17 protein-coding genes are annotated in these 17,292 nt (G+C 72.0%); 5 read left to right on the forward strand and 12 right to left on the reverse strand.

Features of this window, described 5'->3' with window-relative positions:
- Positions 1 to 80: 80 nt before the first annotated feature.
- The 6 genes from ACWIF2_RS25030 to ACWIF2_RS25055 form a co-directional block, all read right to left on the reverse strand.
- The gene (locus ACWIF2_RS25030) at positions 81 to 2,378 is read right to left on the reverse strand and encodes a putative bifunctional diguanylate cyclase/phosphodiesterase (RefSeq protein WP_454362881.1); all 2,298 of its coding nucleotides are present in this window, start codon (positions 2,376 to 2,378) and stop codon (positions 81 to 83) included.
- Between the two features lie 259 nt (positions 2,379 to 2,637).
- The gene (ligA, locus tag ACWIF2_RS25035) at positions 2,638 to 4,833 is read right to left on the reverse strand and encodes an NAD-dependent DNA ligase LigA (protein WP_454362882.1); all 2,196 of its coding nucleotides are present in this window, start codon (positions 4,831 to 4,833) and stop codon (positions 2,638 to 2,640) included.
- Between the two features lie 15 nt (positions 4,834 to 4,848).
- On the reverse strand, positions 4,849 to 5,805 hold the full coding sequence (locus ACWIF2_RS25040; RefSeq protein WP_454362893.1) for a methionine synthase: 957 nt from the start codon (positions 5,803 to 5,805) through the stop codon (positions 4,849 to 4,851).
- 82 nt (positions 5,806 to 5,887) lie between these two features.
- On the reverse strand, positions 5,888 to 6,586 hold the full coding sequence (locus tag ACWIF2_RS25045; RefSeq protein WP_454362883.1) for an SDR family oxidoreductase: 699 nt from the start codon (positions 6,584 to 6,586) through the stop codon (positions 5,888 to 5,890).
- Positions 6,587 to 6,612: 26 nt separating this feature from the next.
- On the reverse strand, positions 6,613 to 7,152 hold the full coding sequence (locus ACWIF2_RS25050) for an LOG family protein (protein WP_382497098.1): 540 nt from the start codon (positions 7,150 to 7,152) through the stop codon (positions 6,613 to 6,615).
- A complete protein-coding gene (locus ACWIF2_RS25055; protein ID WP_454362884.1) occupies positions 7,149 to 7,952 on the reverse strand; it encodes a class I SAM-dependent methyltransferase in 804 nt (267 codons plus the stop codon). Before ACWIF2_RS25055 ends, ACWIF2_RS25050 begins: the two co-directional genes overlap by 4 nt.
- 80 nt (positions 7,953 to 8,032) lie before the next feature.
- Between ACWIF2_RS25055 and ACWIF2_RS25060 the strand changes: the two genes are divergently transcribed.
- Positions 8,033 to 8,356: a DUF427 domain-containing protein gene (locus tag ACWIF2_RS25060; protein ID WP_454362885.1), complete on the forward strand. Its 324-nt coding sequence runs from the start codon at positions 8,033 to 8,035 to the stop codon at positions 8,354 to 8,356.
- A gap of 61 nt (positions 8,357 to 8,417) precedes the next feature.
- On the forward strand, positions 8,418 to 9,200 hold the full coding sequence (locus ACWIF2_RS25065; RefSeq protein ID WP_454362886.1) for an alpha/beta fold hydrolase: 783 nt from the start codon (positions 8,418 to 8,420) through the stop codon (positions 9,198 to 9,200).
- 166 nt (positions 9,201 to 9,366) lie between these two features.
- Here ACWIF2_RS25065 and mnmA read toward each other — a convergent pair whose 3' ends face one another.
- Entirely contained in the window at positions 9,367 to 10,497 is a 1,131-nt protein-coding gene (mnmA, locus tag ACWIF2_RS25070) for a tRNA 2-thiouridine(34) synthase MnmA (protein ID WP_454362887.1), read from the reverse strand.
- A 60-nt stretch (positions 10,498 to 10,557) separates the two neighbouring features.
- Between mnmA and ACWIF2_RS25075 the strand changes: the two genes are divergently transcribed.
- On the forward strand, positions 10,558 to 11,235 hold the full coding sequence (locus ACWIF2_RS25075; protein ID WP_454362888.1) for an N-acetylmuramoyl-L-alanine amidase: 678 nt from the start codon (positions 10,558 to 10,560) through the stop codon (positions 11,233 to 11,235).
- A 40-nt stretch (positions 11,236 to 11,275) separates the two neighbouring features.
- Here the strand turns inward: ACWIF2_RS25075 and ACWIF2_RS25080 are convergent, their stop codons facing one another.
- The 3 genes from ACWIF2_RS25080 to ACWIF2_RS25090 form a co-directional block, all read right to left on the reverse strand.
- Positions 11,276 to 12,445: a cysteine desulfurase family protein gene (locus ACWIF2_RS25080; RefSeq protein WP_454362889.1), complete on the reverse strand. Its 1,170-nt coding sequence runs from the start codon at positions 12,443 to 12,445 to the stop codon at positions 11,276 to 11,278.
- A 140-nt stretch (positions 12,446 to 12,585) separates the two neighbouring features.
- Complete coding sequence (locus tag ACWIF2_RS25085) at positions 12,586 to 12,852, reverse strand: DUF4190 domain-containing protein (protein ID WP_454362890.1); 267 nt, start codon at positions 12,850 to 12,852, stop codon at positions 12,586 to 12,588.
- A gap of 36 nt (positions 12,853 to 12,888) precedes the next feature.
- The gene (locus ACWIF2_RS25090) at positions 12,889 to 13,056 is read right to left on the reverse strand and encodes a hypothetical protein (protein ID WP_184598666.1); all 168 of its coding nucleotides are present in this window, start codon (positions 13,054 to 13,056) and stop codon (positions 12,889 to 12,891) included.
- Between the two features lie 115 nt (positions 13,057 to 13,171).
- Here ACWIF2_RS25090 and ACWIF2_RS25095 point away from each other — a divergent pair, with 115 nt between their 5' ends.
- Positions 13,172 to 13,810, forward strand: coding sequence for a TetR family transcriptional regulator (locus tag ACWIF2_RS25095; RefSeq protein ID WP_432966758.1), 639 nt, complete (start codon positions 13,172 to 13,174; stop codon positions 13,808 to 13,810).
- A gap of 656 nt (positions 13,811 to 14,466) precedes the next feature.
- On the opposite strand, the gene ACWIF2_RS25100 is transcribed toward ACWIF2_RS25095, so the two are convergent.
- Positions 14,467 to 15,327, reverse strand: a complete 861-nt coding sequence (locus ACWIF2_RS25100) for a thioesterase family protein (RefSeq protein WP_454362891.1) — start codon at positions 15,325 to 15,327, stop codon at positions 14,467 to 14,469.
- Positions 15,328 to 15,470: 143 nt separating this feature from the next.
- Between ACWIF2_RS25100 and ACWIF2_RS25105 the strand changes: the two genes are divergently transcribed.
- Positions 15,471 to 16,706 (forward strand): alpha/beta hydrolase, encoded by a 1,236-nt coding sequence (locus ACWIF2_RS25105; RefSeq protein ID WP_454362892.1) that lies wholly within the window; start codon positions 15,471 to 15,473, stop codon positions 16,704 to 16,706.
- Here ACWIF2_RS25105 and ACWIF2_RS25110 read toward each other — a convergent pair.
- Positions 16,597 to 17,289, reverse strand: a complete 693-nt coding sequence (locus ACWIF2_RS25110) for a trimeric intracellular cation channel family protein (RefSeq protein ID WP_454362894.1) — start codon at positions 17,287 to 17,289, stop codon at positions 16,597 to 16,599. The two genes, ACWIF2_RS25105 and ACWIF2_RS25110, sit on opposite strands and share 110 nt — an antisense overlap.
- Positions 17,290 to 17,292 lie beyond the last annotated feature (3 nt).

Genomic DNA, 17,292 nt, shown 5'->3' on the forward strand with positions numbered 1-17,292 from the left:
AGTGAATGTGGTTTGGCCTAATCCTATGGGGCAGGAGGGCGTGCCCGTGAAACGGTTTGGCGCGCCCGCTCACGAGGGAGCTAGCCGACGCGGCCCGAGTCGTCCGCCGTCGCCGCCGGGAGGGCGGCCCGGGGGCGCTGCCAGCCTCGGGAGCCCCGGGCGCGGAGCCAGGCCGTGGTCTCCTCGGGGGGCATCGCGGCGGCGACCAGCCAGCCCTGGACGGCGTCGCAGCCGAGGTCGCGCAGGCGCTCCCAGGTCTCGTCGTCCTCGACGCCCTCGGCGACGACGAGCAGGCCGAGGGAGTGCGCGAGGTCGACCGTGCAGCGCACGATCTCCGCGTCCTCGGTGTCGACCGCGAGCCGGGCCACGAAGGAGCGGTCGATCTTCAGTTCGCTGACCGGGAGCCGGCGCAGGTGCACGAGCGAGGAGTACCCCGTGCCGAAGTCGTCCAGGGACATCTTGACGCCGTGCCCGGTCAGGGCGTTGAGGGTGTCCGCGGCGCGCTGCGGGTCCTCCAGGAGGACGTGCTCCGTGATCTCCAGCTGGAGCGCTCCCGCGGGGACGCCGTGCCGGGCCAGCCGGGCGGCGACGGAGCCGGCGAAGCCGGGGGTGTGCACATCACGCGGGGAGACGTTCACCGCGACGGGTACGAACAGGTCCTGGGACCGCCAGCGCGCGACCTGGCCGAGCGCGGCCTCCAGGACGTATTCGGTGAGGTGGGGCATCAGGCCCGAGGACTCGGCGATCGCTATGAACTCGTCCGGCGGCACCTTGCCCCGCTCCGGGTGCACCCAGCGGACCAGGGCCTCCAGGCCCACGACCTGTCCGTCGAAGCGGACCTTCGGCTGGTAGTGCAGATGCACTTCATTGGCCTCGAGGGCGCGGCGCAGATCGCCCAGCAGACCGAGCCGGTCGGGGGTGTTCGAGTCGCGCTTGGACTCGTAGACCTCCACGCCCGTGCGGTCCCGCTTCGCCTGGTACATCGCCACGTCCGCCCGCCGCAGCAGCCCTTCGGCGTCCAGGGCGTGGTCGGGGAAGACGGCGACTCCGGCGCTGGCCTCCAGGACGAGGGTGAGGCCGTCGAGGTCGAGGGGGGAGCTGAGCGCGGTGACCAGGCTCCGGGCGACCTGGGTCGCGGACGTCGTGGAGTCGGCGACCGGCAGTAAGACGGCGAACTCGTCTCCGCCGAGCCGGGCGGCCTCCGCCCCGCGCGGCAGCGCCACCCGCAGCCGGTCGGCGATCTGCAGCAGCAGCCGGTCACCGGCGAGATGCCCCAGCGTGTCGTTGACCGACCGGAACCGGTCGAGATCGATCAGCATCAGGGCGGCGCGGGCGTCGATCCGCTCGGCGTCGTCCAGTGCGGTCCAGATGCGCTCCAGCAGCCACTGCCGGTTGGGCAGCCCGGTCAGCGGGTCGCGCAGCTGCTCCTCGGCCCGGGCCCGGGCTATCCACAGGGTGGAGTCCAGGGCGATGAGGGGGATGGAGAACAGGGGCAGCAGGATCGGCTTGGCCACGGCCACCACGCAGACCAGCGGCGCGATCCCCAGCAGCGCGACCGCGACCAGGCCTTGTCTGACCAGGGCGGTGCGGGCGACGGTGGGCAGCCCTGGGCGCGGGGCGTGCAGATACCAGAGCAGGACGCGGGTGACCATCAGGTAGGCGGCGGCGACCAGGGCCACCTGGGGTGCGGTGGTGAGCGTCCAGGCGGCGGGCTGCGCGGGCGACTCGACGGACGGCACGGTTCCGAACGCGGCGAGCACCAGGGCGCCGGCGCCGATGCCGAGGAGGTCGACCGAGCCGTGCAGCACGCCCTGGCGCCAGCGGTTGCGGCGGGCGACGCCGACCAGCACGACGACCGTGAGGCTGACCATGCCGGCCGGTACCCAGCCGTAGAGCAGCAGCACGGCGAGGGTGAGGGCGGCGCCCGAGCCGGTGCCGCCCCACCAGCGGGAGCGGCCGAGCATGACGAGGTGGCCGACGATGATGCCGGTCAGCACGGCCAGCGCCCAGCCGGGCGTGCCGGACGGGAACAGCGCGTGGCCGCCGGTGAAGGCGCGGTAGAAGCCGGCGCCGAGGACGAACCCGGCCGCCGCGACGACCGCGGCGGGCAGCGCGGGCCAGGAGTGGTGCCGTTCGCCGTCCGCGTCCTCGACGGTCAGCCCGGGGGTGTGCTCGGTGGCCGGCTGCGCGGCGCCGCGGCCGTCCGCCGCGGCGCGCCCCCCGGCGGACCGCCCGTCCGCCGTGTACTGTCCGACGGCGCGTGCCTCCGCACCCGGACGCACCGCCGGCCGTCCGACCCCGCGGACCGCACGCCATGCGACCGCCATGCGGCGCAGGCGCAGCCGTGCGCCCGGCACGGCGCTCTCGGTCGGTTCCATTCCCGTCCCTCTCACAGCCGGCGGTGCCCACGCCCCGCGGCCCGGTGCCCGACAACCCTTGGGCGGCCCGCGTTGGAAAACCCTTCCCCGCGCTCTGTGCGAGCACGAAGATGCCCCGACCGCAGCTGGGCACGGCAGGCGCACATCTCAACAGTAGGCCGCAGAAGGCTTCCACGGGCAGCGGTCGCGGACGGTTGCCCGAATGCGCCCCGGCCACCCGTATGCATCTGATATGCGCTGAACGGGTGGCCTTCAACCGCTACTCCTCGGCCGAAAGCGCGACTTCGGCCGCCGCGTCCGGCCCCTGCTCCAAGAGGACGCCGAAACCCTCCTCGTTCAGGACCGGCACCTTCAGCTGCATCGCCTTGTCGTATTTCGATCCGGGGCTGTCACCCACAACGACGAATGACGTCTTCTTCGAAACCGAGCCGGTCACCTTCGCTCCGCGGCTCTGCAGCGCCTCCTTGGCGCCGTCCCGTGTGAAGTGTTCGAGGGTGCCGGTGACGACGACGGTGAGCCCTTCGAGCGGGCGCGGCCCCTCGTCCTCGCCGGTGCTCTCCTCCTCCATGCGGACGCCGGAGGCCTTCCACTTACGGATGATTTCGCGGTGCCAGTCCTCGGCGAACCACTCCTTGACGGCCGCGGCGACGATCGGGCCGACGCCGTCCGTGTTCTTCAGCTCCTCCTCCGTGGCCTGGTCGATGCGCTCGATCGAGCGGAACTCCCTGGCCAGCGCCTCGGCCGCGACCGGTCCGACGTGACGGATCGACAGGCCGGTGAGGATGCGGGCCAGCGGGCGCTGCTTGGCCGCCGCGATGTTCTCCAGCATGGCGAGCGCGTTCTTGCGGGGGTTGCCCTCCTGGTTCGCGAAGATCGTCGCGACCTTCTCCTCGCCCGTCTTCGGGTCCCGCTTGGGCAGGCCGCTGTCCGAGTCGAGGACGTACGCCTTGATGGGGAGCAGCTGGTCGATGGTGAGGTCGAACAGGTCGCCCTCGTCGACCAGCGGCGGGTCCTTCGGCTCCAGCGGCGCGGTGAGGGCCGCCGCCGACACATAGCCGAAGTGCTCGATGTCCAGCGCCTTGCGGCCCGCGAGATAGAACAGGCGCTCGCGCAACTGGGCCGGGCAGGTGCGGGCGTTCGGGCAGCGCAGGTCGACGTCGCCCTCCTTCATCGGCCGCAACGCCGTACCGCACTCGGGGCACTCGCTCGGCATCACGAACTCGCGCTCGCTGCCGTCGCGCAGGTCGGCGACCGGCCCGAGGATCTCGGGGATGACGTCACCGGCCTTGCGGAGCACCACGGTGTCGCCGATGAGGACGCCCTTGGCCTTGACCACGTCCTGGTTGTGCAGCGTGGCGAACTCGACCTCGGAGCCCGCGACCGTGACCGGCTCGACCTGGGCGTACGGCGTGACCCGGCCCGTGCGGCCCACGCCCACGCGGATGTTGACGAGCTTGGTGTTGACCTCCTCCGGCGCGTACTTGTACGCGATGGCCCAGCGCGGCGCGCGCGAGGTGGAGCCGAGGCGGCCCTGGAGCGGGATCTGGTCGAGCTTGACGACGACGCCGTCGATCTCCCACTCCACGGAGTGGCGGTTCTCGCCGAAGTACGCGATGAACTCCCGGATGCCGTCCAGGCCGTCGACCACCCGGTTGTGGCCGGAAACGGGCAGGCCCCACGTCTTCAACAGGTCGTAGGCCTCGGAGAGGCGGGTCAGGCCGGTGAAGCCCTCCAGGGCGCCGATGCCGTGGACCACCATGTGCAGGGGGCGGGTGGCGGTGACGCGCGGGTCCTTCTGGCGCAGTGAACCGGCCGCCGCGTTGCGCGGGTTGGCGAAGGGCTTGTCGCCCGCCTCGACCAGCCGGGCGTTGAGCTCCTGGAACTTCTCCATCGGGAAGTAGACCTCGCCGCGGATCTCCACGAGGTCGGGAACGGTGTCGCCCTTGAGGCGCTCCGGGATCTCGGCGATCGTCCGGACGTTCGGTGTGATGTCCTCGCCGGTGCGGCCGTCACCTCGGGTCGCCGCGCGGGTGAGGCGGCCGTGCTCGTAGGTGAGGTTCACAGCGAGGCCGTCGACCTTCGTCTCGCACAGGAAGTGGTAGTCCTGCTCGCCCAGTTCCCTGGCGATGCGCTCCGTCCAGGCGGCCATCTCCTCGTCGTTGAACGTGTTGTCGAGGGAGAGCATGCGCTGGCGGTGCTCGACCGCCGTGAACTCCGTCTCGTACGACCCGGACACCTTCTGGGTCGGCGAGTCCGGGGTGCGCAGCTCCGGATGCTCCTCCTCCAGCGCCTCAAGGGAACGCAGCAGTCGGTCGAACTCCGCGTCGCTGACGACGGGAGCGTCCTTCACGTAGTACCGGAAGCGGTGCTCCTCGATCTGCTCAGCGAGGCGCGCGTGCTTCTCCCGTGCCTCGGCGGGCACCGTCGTCGTCTCCGCTTGCTTGTCCCCGGCCACCGTGTCGTCCTCCCGTTACTCTGGGTTGTCCGCGAGAGATCTCGCCGCCCTGACGCAGTGGGCGAGAGCCGTGCGCGCGTACCCCGGGGAGGCCCCCGCGAGTCCGCACGCCGGGGTGACTGTGACCGCCTCCGCGAGAAGCCCCGGTGACAGCCCCAGCCTGCGCCACAGCGTCCTGACACCCATGACGCTACCGGCAGGGTCTGACAATGGGCCCTCCGTGCCCGGGACGACACCGGCGAAGAGCCGGGTGCCGGCCTCCACCGCCTCGCCGATCGCGTCGTCGTCACGTTCGGTGAGCAGGGAGAAGTCGAAGGAGACGGCCGCCGCGCCCGCCCGGCGGAGCAGGGCGAACGGGACGTCCGGTGCGCAGGAGTGGACGACGACCGGGCCCTCGGCGTGCACGCCGACGGCGTCGCGGAGGGTGGCCTCGACGATCTGCCGGTCGACGGCCCGGTGGGTGCGGTAGCCGCTGGCGCTCTTCACCTGGCCGCGCAGGACGGCGGTGAGGGACGGCTCGTCGAGCTGGAGGACGAGGTGCGCGCCGGGGATCCGCCGCCGTACTTCGGCGAGATGCTGGCGCAGCCCCTCTGCGAGGGAGGCGGCGAGGTCGCGGCAGGCTCCGGGGTCGGACAGGGCGGCCTCGCCGTTGCGCAGCTCCAGGTTGGCGGCGAGGGTCCAGGGCCCGACGGCCTGGACCTTCAGCGGCCCCTCGTACTCCTGTGTGAACTCCTCCAGCGCGTCGAGGTCCTCGCCGAGCCAGGAGCGGGCCCGTTTGGTGTCCCGCCCGGGCCGGTCCCCGAGACGCCAGCCGCTGGGCTCCACGCGCGCGTACAGCTCGACGAGCAGTCCGGCGGTCCGCCCGATCATGTCCGCTCCCGGACCCCGGGCGGGCAGTTCGGGCAGGAAGGGGAAGTCCTCGAAGGTTCCGGTGACGGTCTTGGCGGCTTCTCGGGCGTCGCCGCCCGGCATGGACCCCACACCGGTGGCGGCGCCGAACCTGGACTGGCTGTTTTCGCTCACCGGAGAAGCCTACGCAGCGGCTCCGCAGGGGTCAGTTCCCGGGCCGCACCGTCAGGTCGTTGACCTCGGCGTCCCTCGGCAGGTCCAGGGCCGTCAGGATCGTCGTCGCCACCGACTCGGGGTCGATCCACCGGGAGGCGTCGTACTCCTTGCCCTCCTGCTGGTGCACCTTGGCCTGCATGGGGCTGGCCGTGCGGCCGGGGTAGACCGAGGTGACGCGCACGCCATTGCCGTGCTCCTCGTGCCGCAGGGAGTCGGCGAGGGCCTTCAGGCCGTGCTTGGAGGCGGCGTACGCGGACCAGCCGGCGTGGGCGTTGAGGCCGGCGCCGGAGTTGACGAAGACCACGTGACCGCGGGCGACGCGCAGCTGGGGCAGGAAGTGGCGGGTCAGCTCGGCGGGGGCGACGAGGTTGACGTTGAGCTGGTGGCGCCAGGTCTTCGGGGTGAGCTCGCCGACGGGGCCGAGGTCGACGACCCCGGCGATGTGCAGCAGCGAGTCCACACGGTCGGGCAGCGACTGGTGGGAGAAGGCCCAGGAGAGCTTGTCGGGGTCGGCCAGGTCGCCGACGAGGGTGCGCGCCCCCGGGAACTCGGCCGCCAGCTCCTTCGCCCGGCCCGCGTCGCGCGCGTGCAGCACGAGCTCGTCCCCGCGCGCGTGCAGACGGCGGGCCACGGCCGCGCCGATGCCGGAGCCCGCTCCGGTGATCACATGAGTAGCCATGCCCGCCATGCTCGCATCAGCGTCAGGGGCCTCGGTCACTCGATGCCGCGGCTCTCCTCCAGGTAGGCCAGTGCGCCCACCGGCTCCTCGGCGAAGAACACCAGGTCGGTGAGCGGGCGGGGGAGGAAGCCCTCGTCCTCCATGCGGCGGAACTGCTGCTTCAGACCGTCGTAGAAGCCCGCGGTGTTGAGCAGGACGACCGGCTTGTCGGTGTGGCCGTGCTTCTTCAGTTCCAGGATCTCGGTCGCCTCGTCGAGGGTGCCCGTGCCGCCGACCATGATGACCACGGCGTCGGCCTTCTCCAGGAGGAGCTTCTTGCGCTCGGCGAGGTCCTCGGCGACGACCATCTCGTCGACGCCCGGGCGGGCCTTCGCCGAGAGGAATTTCACGGAGACGCCGGTGAGCCGGCCGCCCGCCTCCTGCACCCCGTCGGCGACCACCTTCATGAGGCCGACGTCCGAGCCGCCCCACACGAGGGTGTGTCCGCCCTTGCCCAGCAGGGTGGCGAACTCCCGCGCGGGCCGGGTGTAGCGCTCGTCGAGGTCGGCGGCGGAGAGGAAGACACAGATGTTCATGAACCCACCGTACGGGCACGGTCGGGCGCCGTGGTGACCCGCATTTTGGACTGCCGGTGCGGGAGTTCCTCCCAGTCGTCCATGAACCGGGCGTTCAGGCCGTGCTTCGCGGCGAGTTCGGTCAGCGTCCGGGTCCGGTAGTAGAAGTCCTCGTGGAGCACCTGGTGCTCCTCGCCCTCGGTGCGGTCGAACGTGAAGTCGAAGAAGCCGCCGGGCGCGAGGATCCGGCCGACGTGGGCGAAGCACTCCTCTATGACGTGCGGCGGCGAGTGCGAGAAGACGCTGTGCGCGTGCACGACGTCGAAGTGCGCGTCGGGCAGGAAGGCGAAGGTGAGGTCGTCGGCGAGCGCCAGGTAGGGCATTTTGGACTGGAGCCCCTCGGACACGAGGGTGTCCTGGGCGGCGAGCAGGATGTGCGGCGAGATGTCGATGCCGTAGTAGTGGCCGACCTCGAGGTGGTCGATGAACAGGCGTCCGGCGCGCAGATTGCCGCAGCCGATCTCCAGCATCCGGTGCTGCGGCCGGAGGCCGTGCCCCACCAGGTAGTCGAACTGCATGCGCCCGATCCGCGTCCACGCCTCGCGGGAGGGGTTGTGCCCGACCGCCGCCTCCGCGCTGCGGGCCGCGTCGGAGGCCATGACGGCGCGGTAGTAGGAGATGTGGTCGCGGTACCGCAGCCGCAGCCAGGCGTCCCGTGCCGCGCGCCGGGCGTGCGCCGGTACCCGCCCCGGGTGGCGCAGGGCGTACCTGACCTGGTGGGCCAGGGTGCTGCGGTTTTCGGCCGGTTCTGCTGCTCGCATGGGGGCCTCCTGCGGCGAGGGAAGAACTCCGCTACAGCGTGCGCTGTATCGATGGACTCGGCTACCCAAGGAGGGCGATCGTGACCAGAGGGCACCGCATCACCGTTGAACCGAGCGGGCGGCACGTGCGCGTGGTGCACGGCGGACAGATCCTGGCGGAGAGTGACCGGTCGCTGGTCCTGCGGGAGACGGGCTGTCCCGAGCGGTTCTACATCCCGGCCGAGGACGTACGCCTGGACCTGCTCACACCGTCCGGCACCCGGACGCACTGCCCCTTCAAGGGCGACGCCTCCTACTGGTCGCTGCCGGACGCGGCGGACCTCGTGTGGGCGTATCCGGACCCCAAGCCGGACGTCGCGGAGATCAAGGACCACCTGTGCTTCTACGAGGTGGAAGTGATGTGATCGGCTGACGCACGGCCCGCCTCACCGATGAACACGGCGCCGTGCGGCAGTCTGCATGAGCATGGACAAGAAGATCCTTTCTCGCGACGGCACCCGCATCGCCTACGAGGGCACCGGACAGGGCCCCGCGGTCGTCCTGGTGAGCGGCGCGATGTCGACGGGCGGCACCCTGGCGCCGCTGGCCGTGTCGCTCTCGGAGCGTTTCCAGGCCGTCGTCTACGACCGGCGGGGCCGCGGTGCCAGCGGGGACACCGCACCGTACGCCGTGGAGCGTGAGCTCGAGGACCTGGCGGCGGTGATCGAGGCGGTGGGCGGCGAGGCGCTCCTGTACGGCATCTCGTCGGGCGGTGCGCTGGCCCTGGAGGCGGCGGCGAGCGGACTGCCGGTGCGCCGCGTCGCGGTGTACGAGACGCCGTTCGCGATGTCCGAGGAGGGCGCCGAGGAGCGCGCGGAGTACACCGTCCGGCTGACGGAGGCGCTCGGCGAGGGACGGCGCGGGGACGCGGTCGAGCTGTTCCTGCGGCTGACCGGCCTGGCCGAGGGGGTGATCCAGGGGGCCCGCCAGTCCCCCATGTGGGCCGGCATGGAGTCGATCGCCGCGAGCCTCGCCTACGACGACGCCGTGATGCGCGACGGCCGGGTCCCCCGCGACCGGCTGGCCGCGGTGGGCGTCCCGGTCCTGGCGGTCGCGGGCGACTCGAGCCCCGCCTGGCTGCGCGAGGCGGCCCGGGCGATCGCGGACTCGGTGCCCACGGGCGCGTACCGCACGCTCCAGGGCCAGACGCACATGGTCGAGCCGAACGTGCTGGCGCCGGTGCTGACGGACTTCTTCCTGCAGGGCTGACCACGGCGCCGCGTCAGCCGTCGCCCGGGGCGTCGAGGAGAACGTGCCGACGGGCCTCCTCGTGCAGGACTGACGGCGCCACGCCCGGCCATCGCCCGGAATCTCGAGGCGAACGTGCTGACGCCTGAGCCGACGGGCCTCTTCCCGCAGGGCTGACGGGCCCGCGTCAGGCCACGCCCGCCGTCGCCCGGGTCGTCGAGGCGATCGTCGCCGAGCCCACCACGCGCGTGCCGTCGTACAGCACGATCGCCTGGCCGGGGGCGACGCCGCGGACCGGCTCGGTGAAGGTGACCTCCAGGGAGCCGTCGACGAGTTCGGCACGCACCTCGGTCTCGCCGCCGTGGGCGCGGAGCTGGGCCGTGTAGGTGCCCGGGCCGGTGGGGGCGGCACCGCACCAGCGCGGCTTGATCGCGGTCAGGGCGCTGACGTCCAGCGCGGCGGCCGGGCCGACCGTGACCGTGTTGTCCACCGGGGAGATGTCGAGGACGTAGCGGGGCTTGCCGTCGGGGGCCGGGGTGCCGATGCGCAGGCCCTTGCGCTGGCCGATGGTGAAGCCGTAGGCGCCCTCGTGCGTGCCGATCCGGTTGCCGGACTCGTCGACGATGTCGCCCTCGGACCTGCCGAGCCGGTTCGCCAGGAAGCCCTGGGTGTCGCCGTCGGCGATGAAGCAGATGTCGTGCGAGTCGGGCTTCTTGGCCACCGCCAGGTCGCGGCGCTCGGCCTCCGCGCGGATCTCGTCCTTCGTGGTGACGGTGTCACCGAGGGGGAAGAGCGCGTGGGCGAGCTGCCGGTCGTCCAGCACGCCCAGGACGTACGACTGGTCCTTGGCCATGTCGGAGGCGCGGTGCAGCTCACGGGTGCCGTCGGCGAGTGTGACGACCTTGGCGTAGTGGCCGGTGCACACCGCGTCGAAGCCCAGGGCGAGCGCCTTGTCGAGGAGGGCGGCGAACTTGATCTTCTCGTTGCACCGCAGGCAGGGGTTGGGGGTGCGGCCGGCCTCGTACTCGGCGACGAAGTCCTCCACCACGTCCTCGCGGAAGCGGTCGGCGAGGTCCCACACGTAGAACGGGATGCCGATGACGTCCGCGGCGCGGCGGGCGTCGCGCGAGTCCTCGATGGTGCAGCAGCCGCGCGCGCCCGTCCGGAAGGATTGGGGGTTGGCGGAGAGCGCGAGGTGGACGCCGGTCACATCGTGGCCGGCCTCGGCCGCGCGGGCGGCGGCGACGGCGGAGTCGACTCCGCCGGACATGGCGGCCAGGACGCGGAGGGGACGGGAGCGCTGCGGGGTTTCAGTCATAGCCCTTCCAGGGTACGGGGGCGCGGGAACCAGGGCTCACGAGTATCCGTTGACGATCACATGGGACAGCGGAAGGCTTCGAAGGACGGCGACCGGAAGGTCGGGCGTCGCGCGCTGCTGATCGGCGGGGCGGCGGCAGCGGCGGGCACGGCCGCGCTGGCCCGGGACGAGCTCGCGCGCCTGTGGTGGCGGACTCCCGGCGTGGAGAAGCCACGCAAGGCGGGCGAGGTCGACTACGGGGGTGCCCGCTGGGTGGCGGCGTCGGAGGCGAACTGGCGCCGGGCTGACCGCCCCGACGACTTCGGCATAGACATGGTGATCGTCCATGTCACACAGGGCAGTTTCGACAGCGCGGTGAAGGCCTTCCAGGACCCGGGCCACAAGGCCGCCACGCACTACATCGTCCGCCAGGACGGGCATGTCACGCAGATGATCCGCGAGCTGGACGTGGCGTACCACGCGGGCAACCGCGACTACAACGAACGCAGTGTCGGTATCGAGCACGAGGGCTTCGTGGACCGCCCGCAGGACCTCACGGACGAGATGTACGAGGCTTCCGCCCGCCTCACGGCCCGCATCTGCGCGCGCTACGACATCCCCGTCGACCGCGAGCACATCATCGGCCACGTGGAGGTCCCGGGCACCGACCACACGGACCCGGGGCCGCACTGGGACTGGGACAGGTACATGCGCTTGGTGAAACAGGCGGTGAAGCAGGCGCGTACGGCTCCGGCCTGACCGGCGGGCCCCGGCGCGCTACGTCAGCCCGCCGCCCGCGCTATGTCAGCCCCGCCGCCCGTGCCCGCTCCACCGCCGGGCCGATGGCCTTCGCGAGGGCCTTGATGTCGGACTCGGTGGAGGTGTGGCCGAGGGAGAAGCGGAGGGTGCCGCGAGCGAGGTCGGGGTCGGTGCCGGTGGCGAGGAGGACGTGGCTGGGCTGGGCGACGCCGGCGGTGCAGGCGGAGCCCGTGGAGCATTCGATGCCCTGGGCGTCGAGCAGGAGCAGCAGGGAGTCGCCCTCGCAGCCGGGGAAGGTGAAGTGCGCGTTGGCGGGGAGGCGGCCCTCCGGCGCGGGGTCGCCGCCGAGGATCGCGTCCGGCACGGCCGAGCGGACGGCGGTGACGAGGGCGTCGCGCAGGGCGCCGATCTCGCGGGCGAACCACTCGCGCTGTTCGGCGGCCAGCCGTCCGGCGACCGCGAACGAGGCGATGGCGGGTACGTCGAGGGTGCCGGAGCGCACATGGCGTTCCTGGCCGCCGCCGTGCAGGACCGGTACGGGGGCGTGCTCGCGGCCGAGGAGCAGTGCGCCGATGCCGTAGGGGCCGCCGATCTTGTGGCCGGACACCGTCATCGCGGCGAGACCGGAGGCGGCGAAGTCCACGGGGATCTGACCGAAGGCCTGGACGGCGTCCGAGTGCAGGGGGACACCGAACTCGGCGGCCACATCGGTGAGTTCGCGGATCGGCAGGATCGTCCCGATCTCGTTGTTCGCCCACATGACGGTGGCGAGGGCCACGTCGTCGGGGTCGCGGGCGATCGCCTCGCGCAGGGCGTCCGGGTGGACGCGGCCGTGGGTGTCGACCGGCAGGTACTCGATGGTGGCGCCCTCGTGTTCGCCGAGCCAGTGGACGGCGTCGAGGACCGCGTGGTGCTCGACGGGGCTGGCGAGGACGCGGGTGCGGGCCGGGTCGGTGTCGCGGCGTGACCAGTACAGGCCCTTGACGGCGAGGTTGTCGGCCTCCGTGCCGCCCGAGGTGAAGACGACCTCGCTGGGGCGGGCGCCGAGGGCTTCGGCGAGGGTCTCGCGGGCCTCCTCGACGGTACGGCGGGCCTGCCTGCCGGATGCGTGGAGGGAGGAGGCGTTGCCGGTGGCACCCAGGTGCGCGGTGAGCGCCTCTGCCGCCTCCGGGAGCATCGGGGTGGTCGCGGCGTGGTCGAGGTAAGCCATGGTGAGCCCGATTCTACGGCTCTGGTTCCACGGGCCTCAGAGCAAGGTTGGCCGAACGTGAACCGCTTTCCCGCGCGGCTGCGGCCCGTCGTCCACGGGCCCGTCCGCGCCGTGCCGGAGCACGGTCGTCCGACGGCGGCTCAGAAGCTCCAGGAGATCGTGCTGTCGAACTGCATGAACGCCGCCAGCACCAGCAGGTCGGCGATGCCCAGGCCCAGACCCAGGTAGGCGCGGCCGGGGCGCGCGGTGCCGCGCCACAGGGCGATGCTCGCCAGCACGATGGCGGTCGGGCCGAGGAAGAGGTTGAGGACGAGCAGACCGAGGAGGCCGAGGACGAAGGACGCGACGGCCATGCCGTCGGTGTCGCGGATACCGGTGCGGCGCGTGGCCGGAGCGGTGAGCTGCATGATGATCGACTCCCAGTCGGGTGGGCGGGACGGTGGTCAGTGGGCCTGCGTGTGGCGCCGGCGGCTGTGGCGCTCGCGGATCGCGAAGATGCCGAGCCAGGCGGCGATGACCACGCCGGCGGCGACGGAGAAGGTGAGCGGCGCGTGGGCCACGGTGCCCAGCACGACCCCCAGCAGCAGGAGTGCGGCGACGATGAACAGCATGGGAAAAGCCCCCAGGGTTTCGGTGAACGGTTGTAGTTACAGTTGTTCACTGACTTCCCAGTCTAGCGCCTCTCATGACTTTCCAATTCCAGAGAACAGTTGTTAACTGCATGGTATGAGTCACACCCTCGGCATCCGGCAGGCCCAGAAACAGAAGACCCGGCAGGCACTCCTGGACGCGGCCCTGGGGCTGCTGGAGGAGCAGAGCCTGAGCAGCCTCGGGCTGCGCGAGGTCACGCGCGCCGTCGGTGTCGCCCCGACGGCCTTCTACCGGCACTTCCGCTCCACCGCGGATCTGGGCGTGGCCCTGGTCGAGGAGGCGCTGGGCAGCCTGCACCCGATGATCCGGACGACGGTGTCCGCGACGGGCGACCACGAGGAACGCATCACGCGCGCCATCGAGCTGATCGCCCGTCACGTCGACGGGTACCCCGCACATGTCCGGTTCATCGCCCGTGAACGGCATGGCGGAGTTCAGCCGGTACGGGAGGCGATACGGGAGCAACTGGCCCGTTTCGCACGGGAGGTCAAGGACGAACTGGCCAAGGACTCGGTGTCCGAGGGCTGGACCGAGGACGACCTGCTGATGCTCGCGCACCTCTACGTCGACCAGATGCTGATCACCGCGTCGCTCTTCCTGGAGGCGCTGGAGGGCCCGGAGAAGGAGCGTGCGGAGCGGACCCGGCACGTCACGCAGGTGGCGACCCGCCAGATGCGGCTGATCGGCCTCGGCCGCCACCACTGGCTGGACTGACACCCGGCGCGCAACGCAGCGGGGCGGCACGCCCGTTCGCCGAGCGCGCCGCCCCTGCCGTATTCCGGGGCCCGGCTGGGCCCCCGCACCTCTACGTCTATTGCTCCCTCTGTGCCTGCGGGGTCTGCTGCGCCTGCGGGGCCTGCTGCCCCTGCCCGCCCGAGGCCTGACCGCCGCCGGGCGCACCGCAGCCGCCGCCCTGGCCACCGCCGGGACCGCCCTGCCCGCCGCCCTGAGCGCCGCCCGGCGCCCCACTGGGCGCACCCGAAGGCGCCCCGGACGGCGCTCCCGACGGCTTGGCACCCCCGGCAGCGGCGCCCGACGGAGCCCCGGAGGGCGCCCCCGAGGGCGCACCGGAAGAAATGCCCGACGGAGCCCCGGAAGAGGCCCCCGAAGGCACTCCCGACGGGGCCTGGCAGGCCCCCTGCTGCCCGGAGCCGCCGCCGCTGTTCGAGGAGGACGAGGAGTCACCCGAGCCGCAGGCCGCCAGAGCGAGGGGCGACAACGCCAGCAGGGCCACGGCAGGAAGGAGACGGGCACGCTTCATGAGAGACAGCTCCAGGGAGGATGAGGAAGTCCTGAGGCGAGCACTCAACCAACGCCGCTCAGGACTCTCCTCGGGACGCCCTGTGATCTGCCTGTCAGTGCGGCAAAGTTCACCCGAGCCGGACCCGGGCGAGCTGCCGGGACTGGGCGACCAGCCGGTCGGCGCTGTCCCAGACCTCGGCGTCCTCCTCCAGGAAGCCGCCGGCGAGGTTGCGCGTGGTGATCGAGACGCGCAGGGGGCCCGGCGCGGGGCGGCAGCGGACGTGCACGGTCAGCTCGACCGTGGGGACCCAGCCCTTGATCCCGAGCTCGAAGGCGGTGGGCGGCAGGGCGTCCACCGCGAGCAGCAGGGAGAGCGGGTCGTGGTCGCGGCCGTCCGCGAGCCCGAACCAGGCGCGCATCTCGCCCTTGCCGGACGGCTGCCCGAGGGCCCAGCCCAGCGTCGACGGATCCAGCTTGAGCATCAGGCGGTCGGTGATGGCCGAGCTGCCGGAGACGGGCGCCGGCCCGTCCTCGGGGCCGAAGCAGTGCTCCATGGGCGGGATCGCGGGCGGCTCGGCCGTCGTGCGGACGTCGTCGGGCAGGGCGTCCAGGTCGCCGTAGGAGGCGAGGACGCGGATGCGTTCGACCTCACGGCCCTCTTCGTCGTACTGGAAGAGGGAGGCCTGGCCGGTCGACAGGGTGCGGCCGGTGCGGGCGACGTCCGTGCGGACGACGGCCGGGCCGGGCTGGGACGCGGTCAGGTAGTGCGCCGAGACGGTGAACGGGTCGGAGTGCGGCAGGGCGTCCGCGAGCGCGCGGCCCAGGACGGCCAGCAGGTAGCCGCCGTTGACAGCGCTGATGATCGTCCAGCCGGCGGAGAGGTCGATGTCGTAGACGCCGGGTGCGCGGAGGGTGAGCGCGGTGTCGCGGTCGAACTCGCTGTCGCCGATCGTGGCCCGGACGACCTGGGCGGAGGCTGCTTCTGGCATGACTGAACAGTACAAGAACTAACTACTAAGCGGTAGCTTTCCTGGCTTGCCCAGCACTCCCGCTTGGTGAGACCCGGGCAATATCTCGGTAAGTGTCCGACTCGTCCGTACACCCTCAGGCCCTTCCCGCCCTCTGTAGGGGCATGAGCCTCACCGGGACCCCGTTCCTCTGCACACTGGTCGTGCTGTCCCTCGTCGCCCTCGCACTGCCGCTGGTCCTCTGGTCACGCCTCCGCGGGCCCCGGGCCCTGCGCGCCGCGGCCCGGACAATGATGCTGCTGTTCGCGCAGGGGACGGCCGTGGCCCTGGTCTTCACCCTGGTCAACAACGCCAACAGCCTCTACGACACCTGGGGCGATCTGCTCGGCACCGGCGACCATGTGCAGCAGGCGGCCGACTTGGGCGCCGACGGCACCGGCGGCCTCGCCCTGAAACGGCTGCCCAAGGTGCGCCAGGCCTTCGAACCGGCCACCGGGCCCGGAATGCGCGCGGCCGGCGGGGTGCGGGTCACCCAGCTCAAGGGCCGGGTGTCGGGCGTGAACGCCGAGGTGTACGTGTGGCTGCCGCCGCAGTACGACGAACTGGCCTATCGGCATCACCGGTTCCCGGTCGTCGAGCTGCTGCCCGGCTACCCCGGCTCGGCGAAGGCCTGGTTCGGCTCGCTGCGCGCGCACGAGCAGCTGCTGCCGCTGATGCGCGACGGGCAGATCGCCCCGTTCATCCTGGTCGCCCCGCGCACCAGCCTGCTGCCCGGGGTGGACACCGGGTGCGCCAACATCCCGGGCACGGTCGACGCCGACACCTGGCTGAGCGTCGACGTGCCGAGGATGGTCATGGACAACTTCCGCGCCGAGGCCGCACCGCAGGGCTGGGCCGTAGCCGGCTACTCGGCCGGGGCGCACTGCGCGGCCAAGCTCGCCGTAGCCCACCCCGACCGCTACCGGGCCGCCGTCAGCTTGTCCGGCTACAACGACCCGATCGGCGAACGCGACTCGCTCGCCGCGCAGAGCCCGGCGCTGCGGGCCGGGAACAACCCCTGGGTGCTGCTGCGCGAGGCGCCGACCCCGCCGCGGATCGCGCTCTACCTCTCCGGCCAGCCGCACGACGGCTACGAGGCGGCCGTGGCGCTGGAACAGGCCGCGAAGGCCCCGACGACCGTGCACGTGGTGTTCGTGCCGGGCAGCGCGGGCGGTCACACCATGGCGCTGTGGCGGCCGCAGGTGGTCCCGGCGTTCCGCTGGCTGACGGAGATGACGGGCGACCGTACCGTCACGGCAGGAGGGGCTGCTCCTCCTCGCTCACCGTCGACCGCCGGTGCCACGCCCGCGGAGCTCGCCAGTGGTACCGCATCGCGAGCAGCCGCAGCACGAAGGCCGTGATCACCGCGAGCGCGCTGGTCAGCGGGGACAGGACGTCGTAGCGGATGCACAGCACGACCATCGTGGCGCCGACGATCGCCGGGACCGCGTACAGGTCGCGGTCCCAGCGCAGCAGCGAGGGCACCTCGTTGGCGAGCACGTCCCGCAGCACGCCCCCGCCCACCGCGGTGACCATCCCCAGACAGGCCGAGGCGGTCAGATTGAGCCCGTACTCGTACGCCTTCGTCGTCCCGGCGACGCAGAACAGGCCGAGGCCGGCCGCGTCGAAGACGTTCACGGCGACCTGGATGCGTTCCACATGGGGGTGCAGGAAGAAGACCAGGAGGGTGGCGAGCAGCGGGGTGAGGAAGTACCCCAGGTCCGTGAAGGCGGCGGGCGGTACGGCCCCGATGACCAGGTCACGGAAGAGCCCGCCGCCCAGCGCGGTGCCCTCGGCGAGCACGGCCATGCCGAACACGTCGAAGTTCTTGCGGACCGCCAGCAGCGCGCCGGAGATCGCGAAGACGAAGATGCCGATCAGCTCGAGCGAGTGCTGGACGGACGGGGTGAAGAGTTCCTGGAGCACCCGAACATTTTTACCCATGGC

The organism is Streptomyces sp. NPDC055506 (assembly GCF_053643595.1).

What these genes read in the sequence shown, in the direction of transcription:
- ACWIF2_RS25065 (WP_454362886.1), top strand. Translation starts at nt 8,418, where the DNA reads ATGGACAAGAAGATCCTTTCTCGCGACGGCACCCGCATCGCCTACGAG.
- ACWIF2_RS25055 (WP_454362884.1), bottom strand. Translation starts at nt 7,952, where the DNA reads ATGCGAGCAGCAGAACCGGCCGAAAACCGCAGCACCCTGGCCCACCAG.
- ACWIF2_RS25085 (WP_454362890.1), bottom strand. Translation starts at nt 12,852, where the DNA reads ATGCAGCTCACCGCTCCGGCCACGCGCCGCACCGGTATCCGCGACACC.
- ACWIF2_RS25100 (WP_454362891.1), bottom strand. Translation starts at nt 15,327, where the DNA reads ATGCCAGAAGCAGCCTCCGCCCAGGTCGTCCGGGCCACGATCGGCGAC.
- ACWIF2_RS25050 (WP_382497098.1), bottom strand. Translation starts at nt 7,152, where the DNA reads ATGAACATCTGTGTCTTCCTCTCCGCCGCCGACCTCGACGAGCGCTAC.
- ACWIF2_RS25040 (WP_454362893.1), bottom strand. Translation starts at nt 5,805, where the DNA reads ATGCCGGGCGGCGACGCCCGAGAAGCCGCCAAGACCGTCACCGGAACC.
- ACWIF2_RS25080 (WP_454362889.1), bottom strand. Translation starts at nt 12,445, where the DNA reads ATGGCTTACCTCGACCACGCCGCGACCACCCCGATGCTCCCGGAGGCG.
- ACWIF2_RS25095 (WP_432966758.1), top strand. Translation starts at nt 13,172, where the DNA reads ATGAGTCACACCCTCGGCATCCGGCAGGCCCAGAAACAGAAGACCCGG.
- ACWIF2_RS25090 (WP_184598666.1), bottom strand. Translation starts at nt 13,056, where the DNA reads ATGCTGTTCATCGTCGCCGCACTCCTGCTGCTGGGGGTCGTGCTGGGC.
- ACWIF2_RS25105 (WP_454362892.1), top strand. Translation starts at nt 15,471, where the DNA reads ATGAGCCTCACCGGGACCCCGTTCCTCTGCACACTGGTCGTGCTGTCC.
- ACWIF2_RS25030 (WP_454362881.1), bottom strand. Translation starts at nt 2,378, where the DNA reads ATGGAACCGACCGAGAGCGCCGTGCCGGGCGCACGGCTGCGCCTGCGC.
- ACWIF2_RS25110 (WP_454362894.1), bottom strand. Translation starts at nt 17,289, where the DNA reads ATGGGTAAAAATGTTCGGGTGCTCCAGGAACTCTTCACCCCGTCCGTC.
- mnmA (WP_454362887.1), bottom strand. Translation starts at nt 10,497, where the DNA reads ATGACTGAAACCCCGCAGCGCTCCCGTCCCCTCCGCGTCCTGGCCGCC.
- ACWIF2_RS25045 (WP_454362883.1), bottom strand. Translation starts at nt 6,586, where the DNA reads ATGGCGGGCATGGCTACTCATGTGATCACCGGAGCGGGCTCCGGCATC.
- ACWIF2_RS25075 (WP_454362888.1), top strand. Translation starts at nt 10,558, where the DNA reads ATGGGACAGCGGAAGGCTTCGAAGGACGGCGACCGGAAGGTCGGGCGT.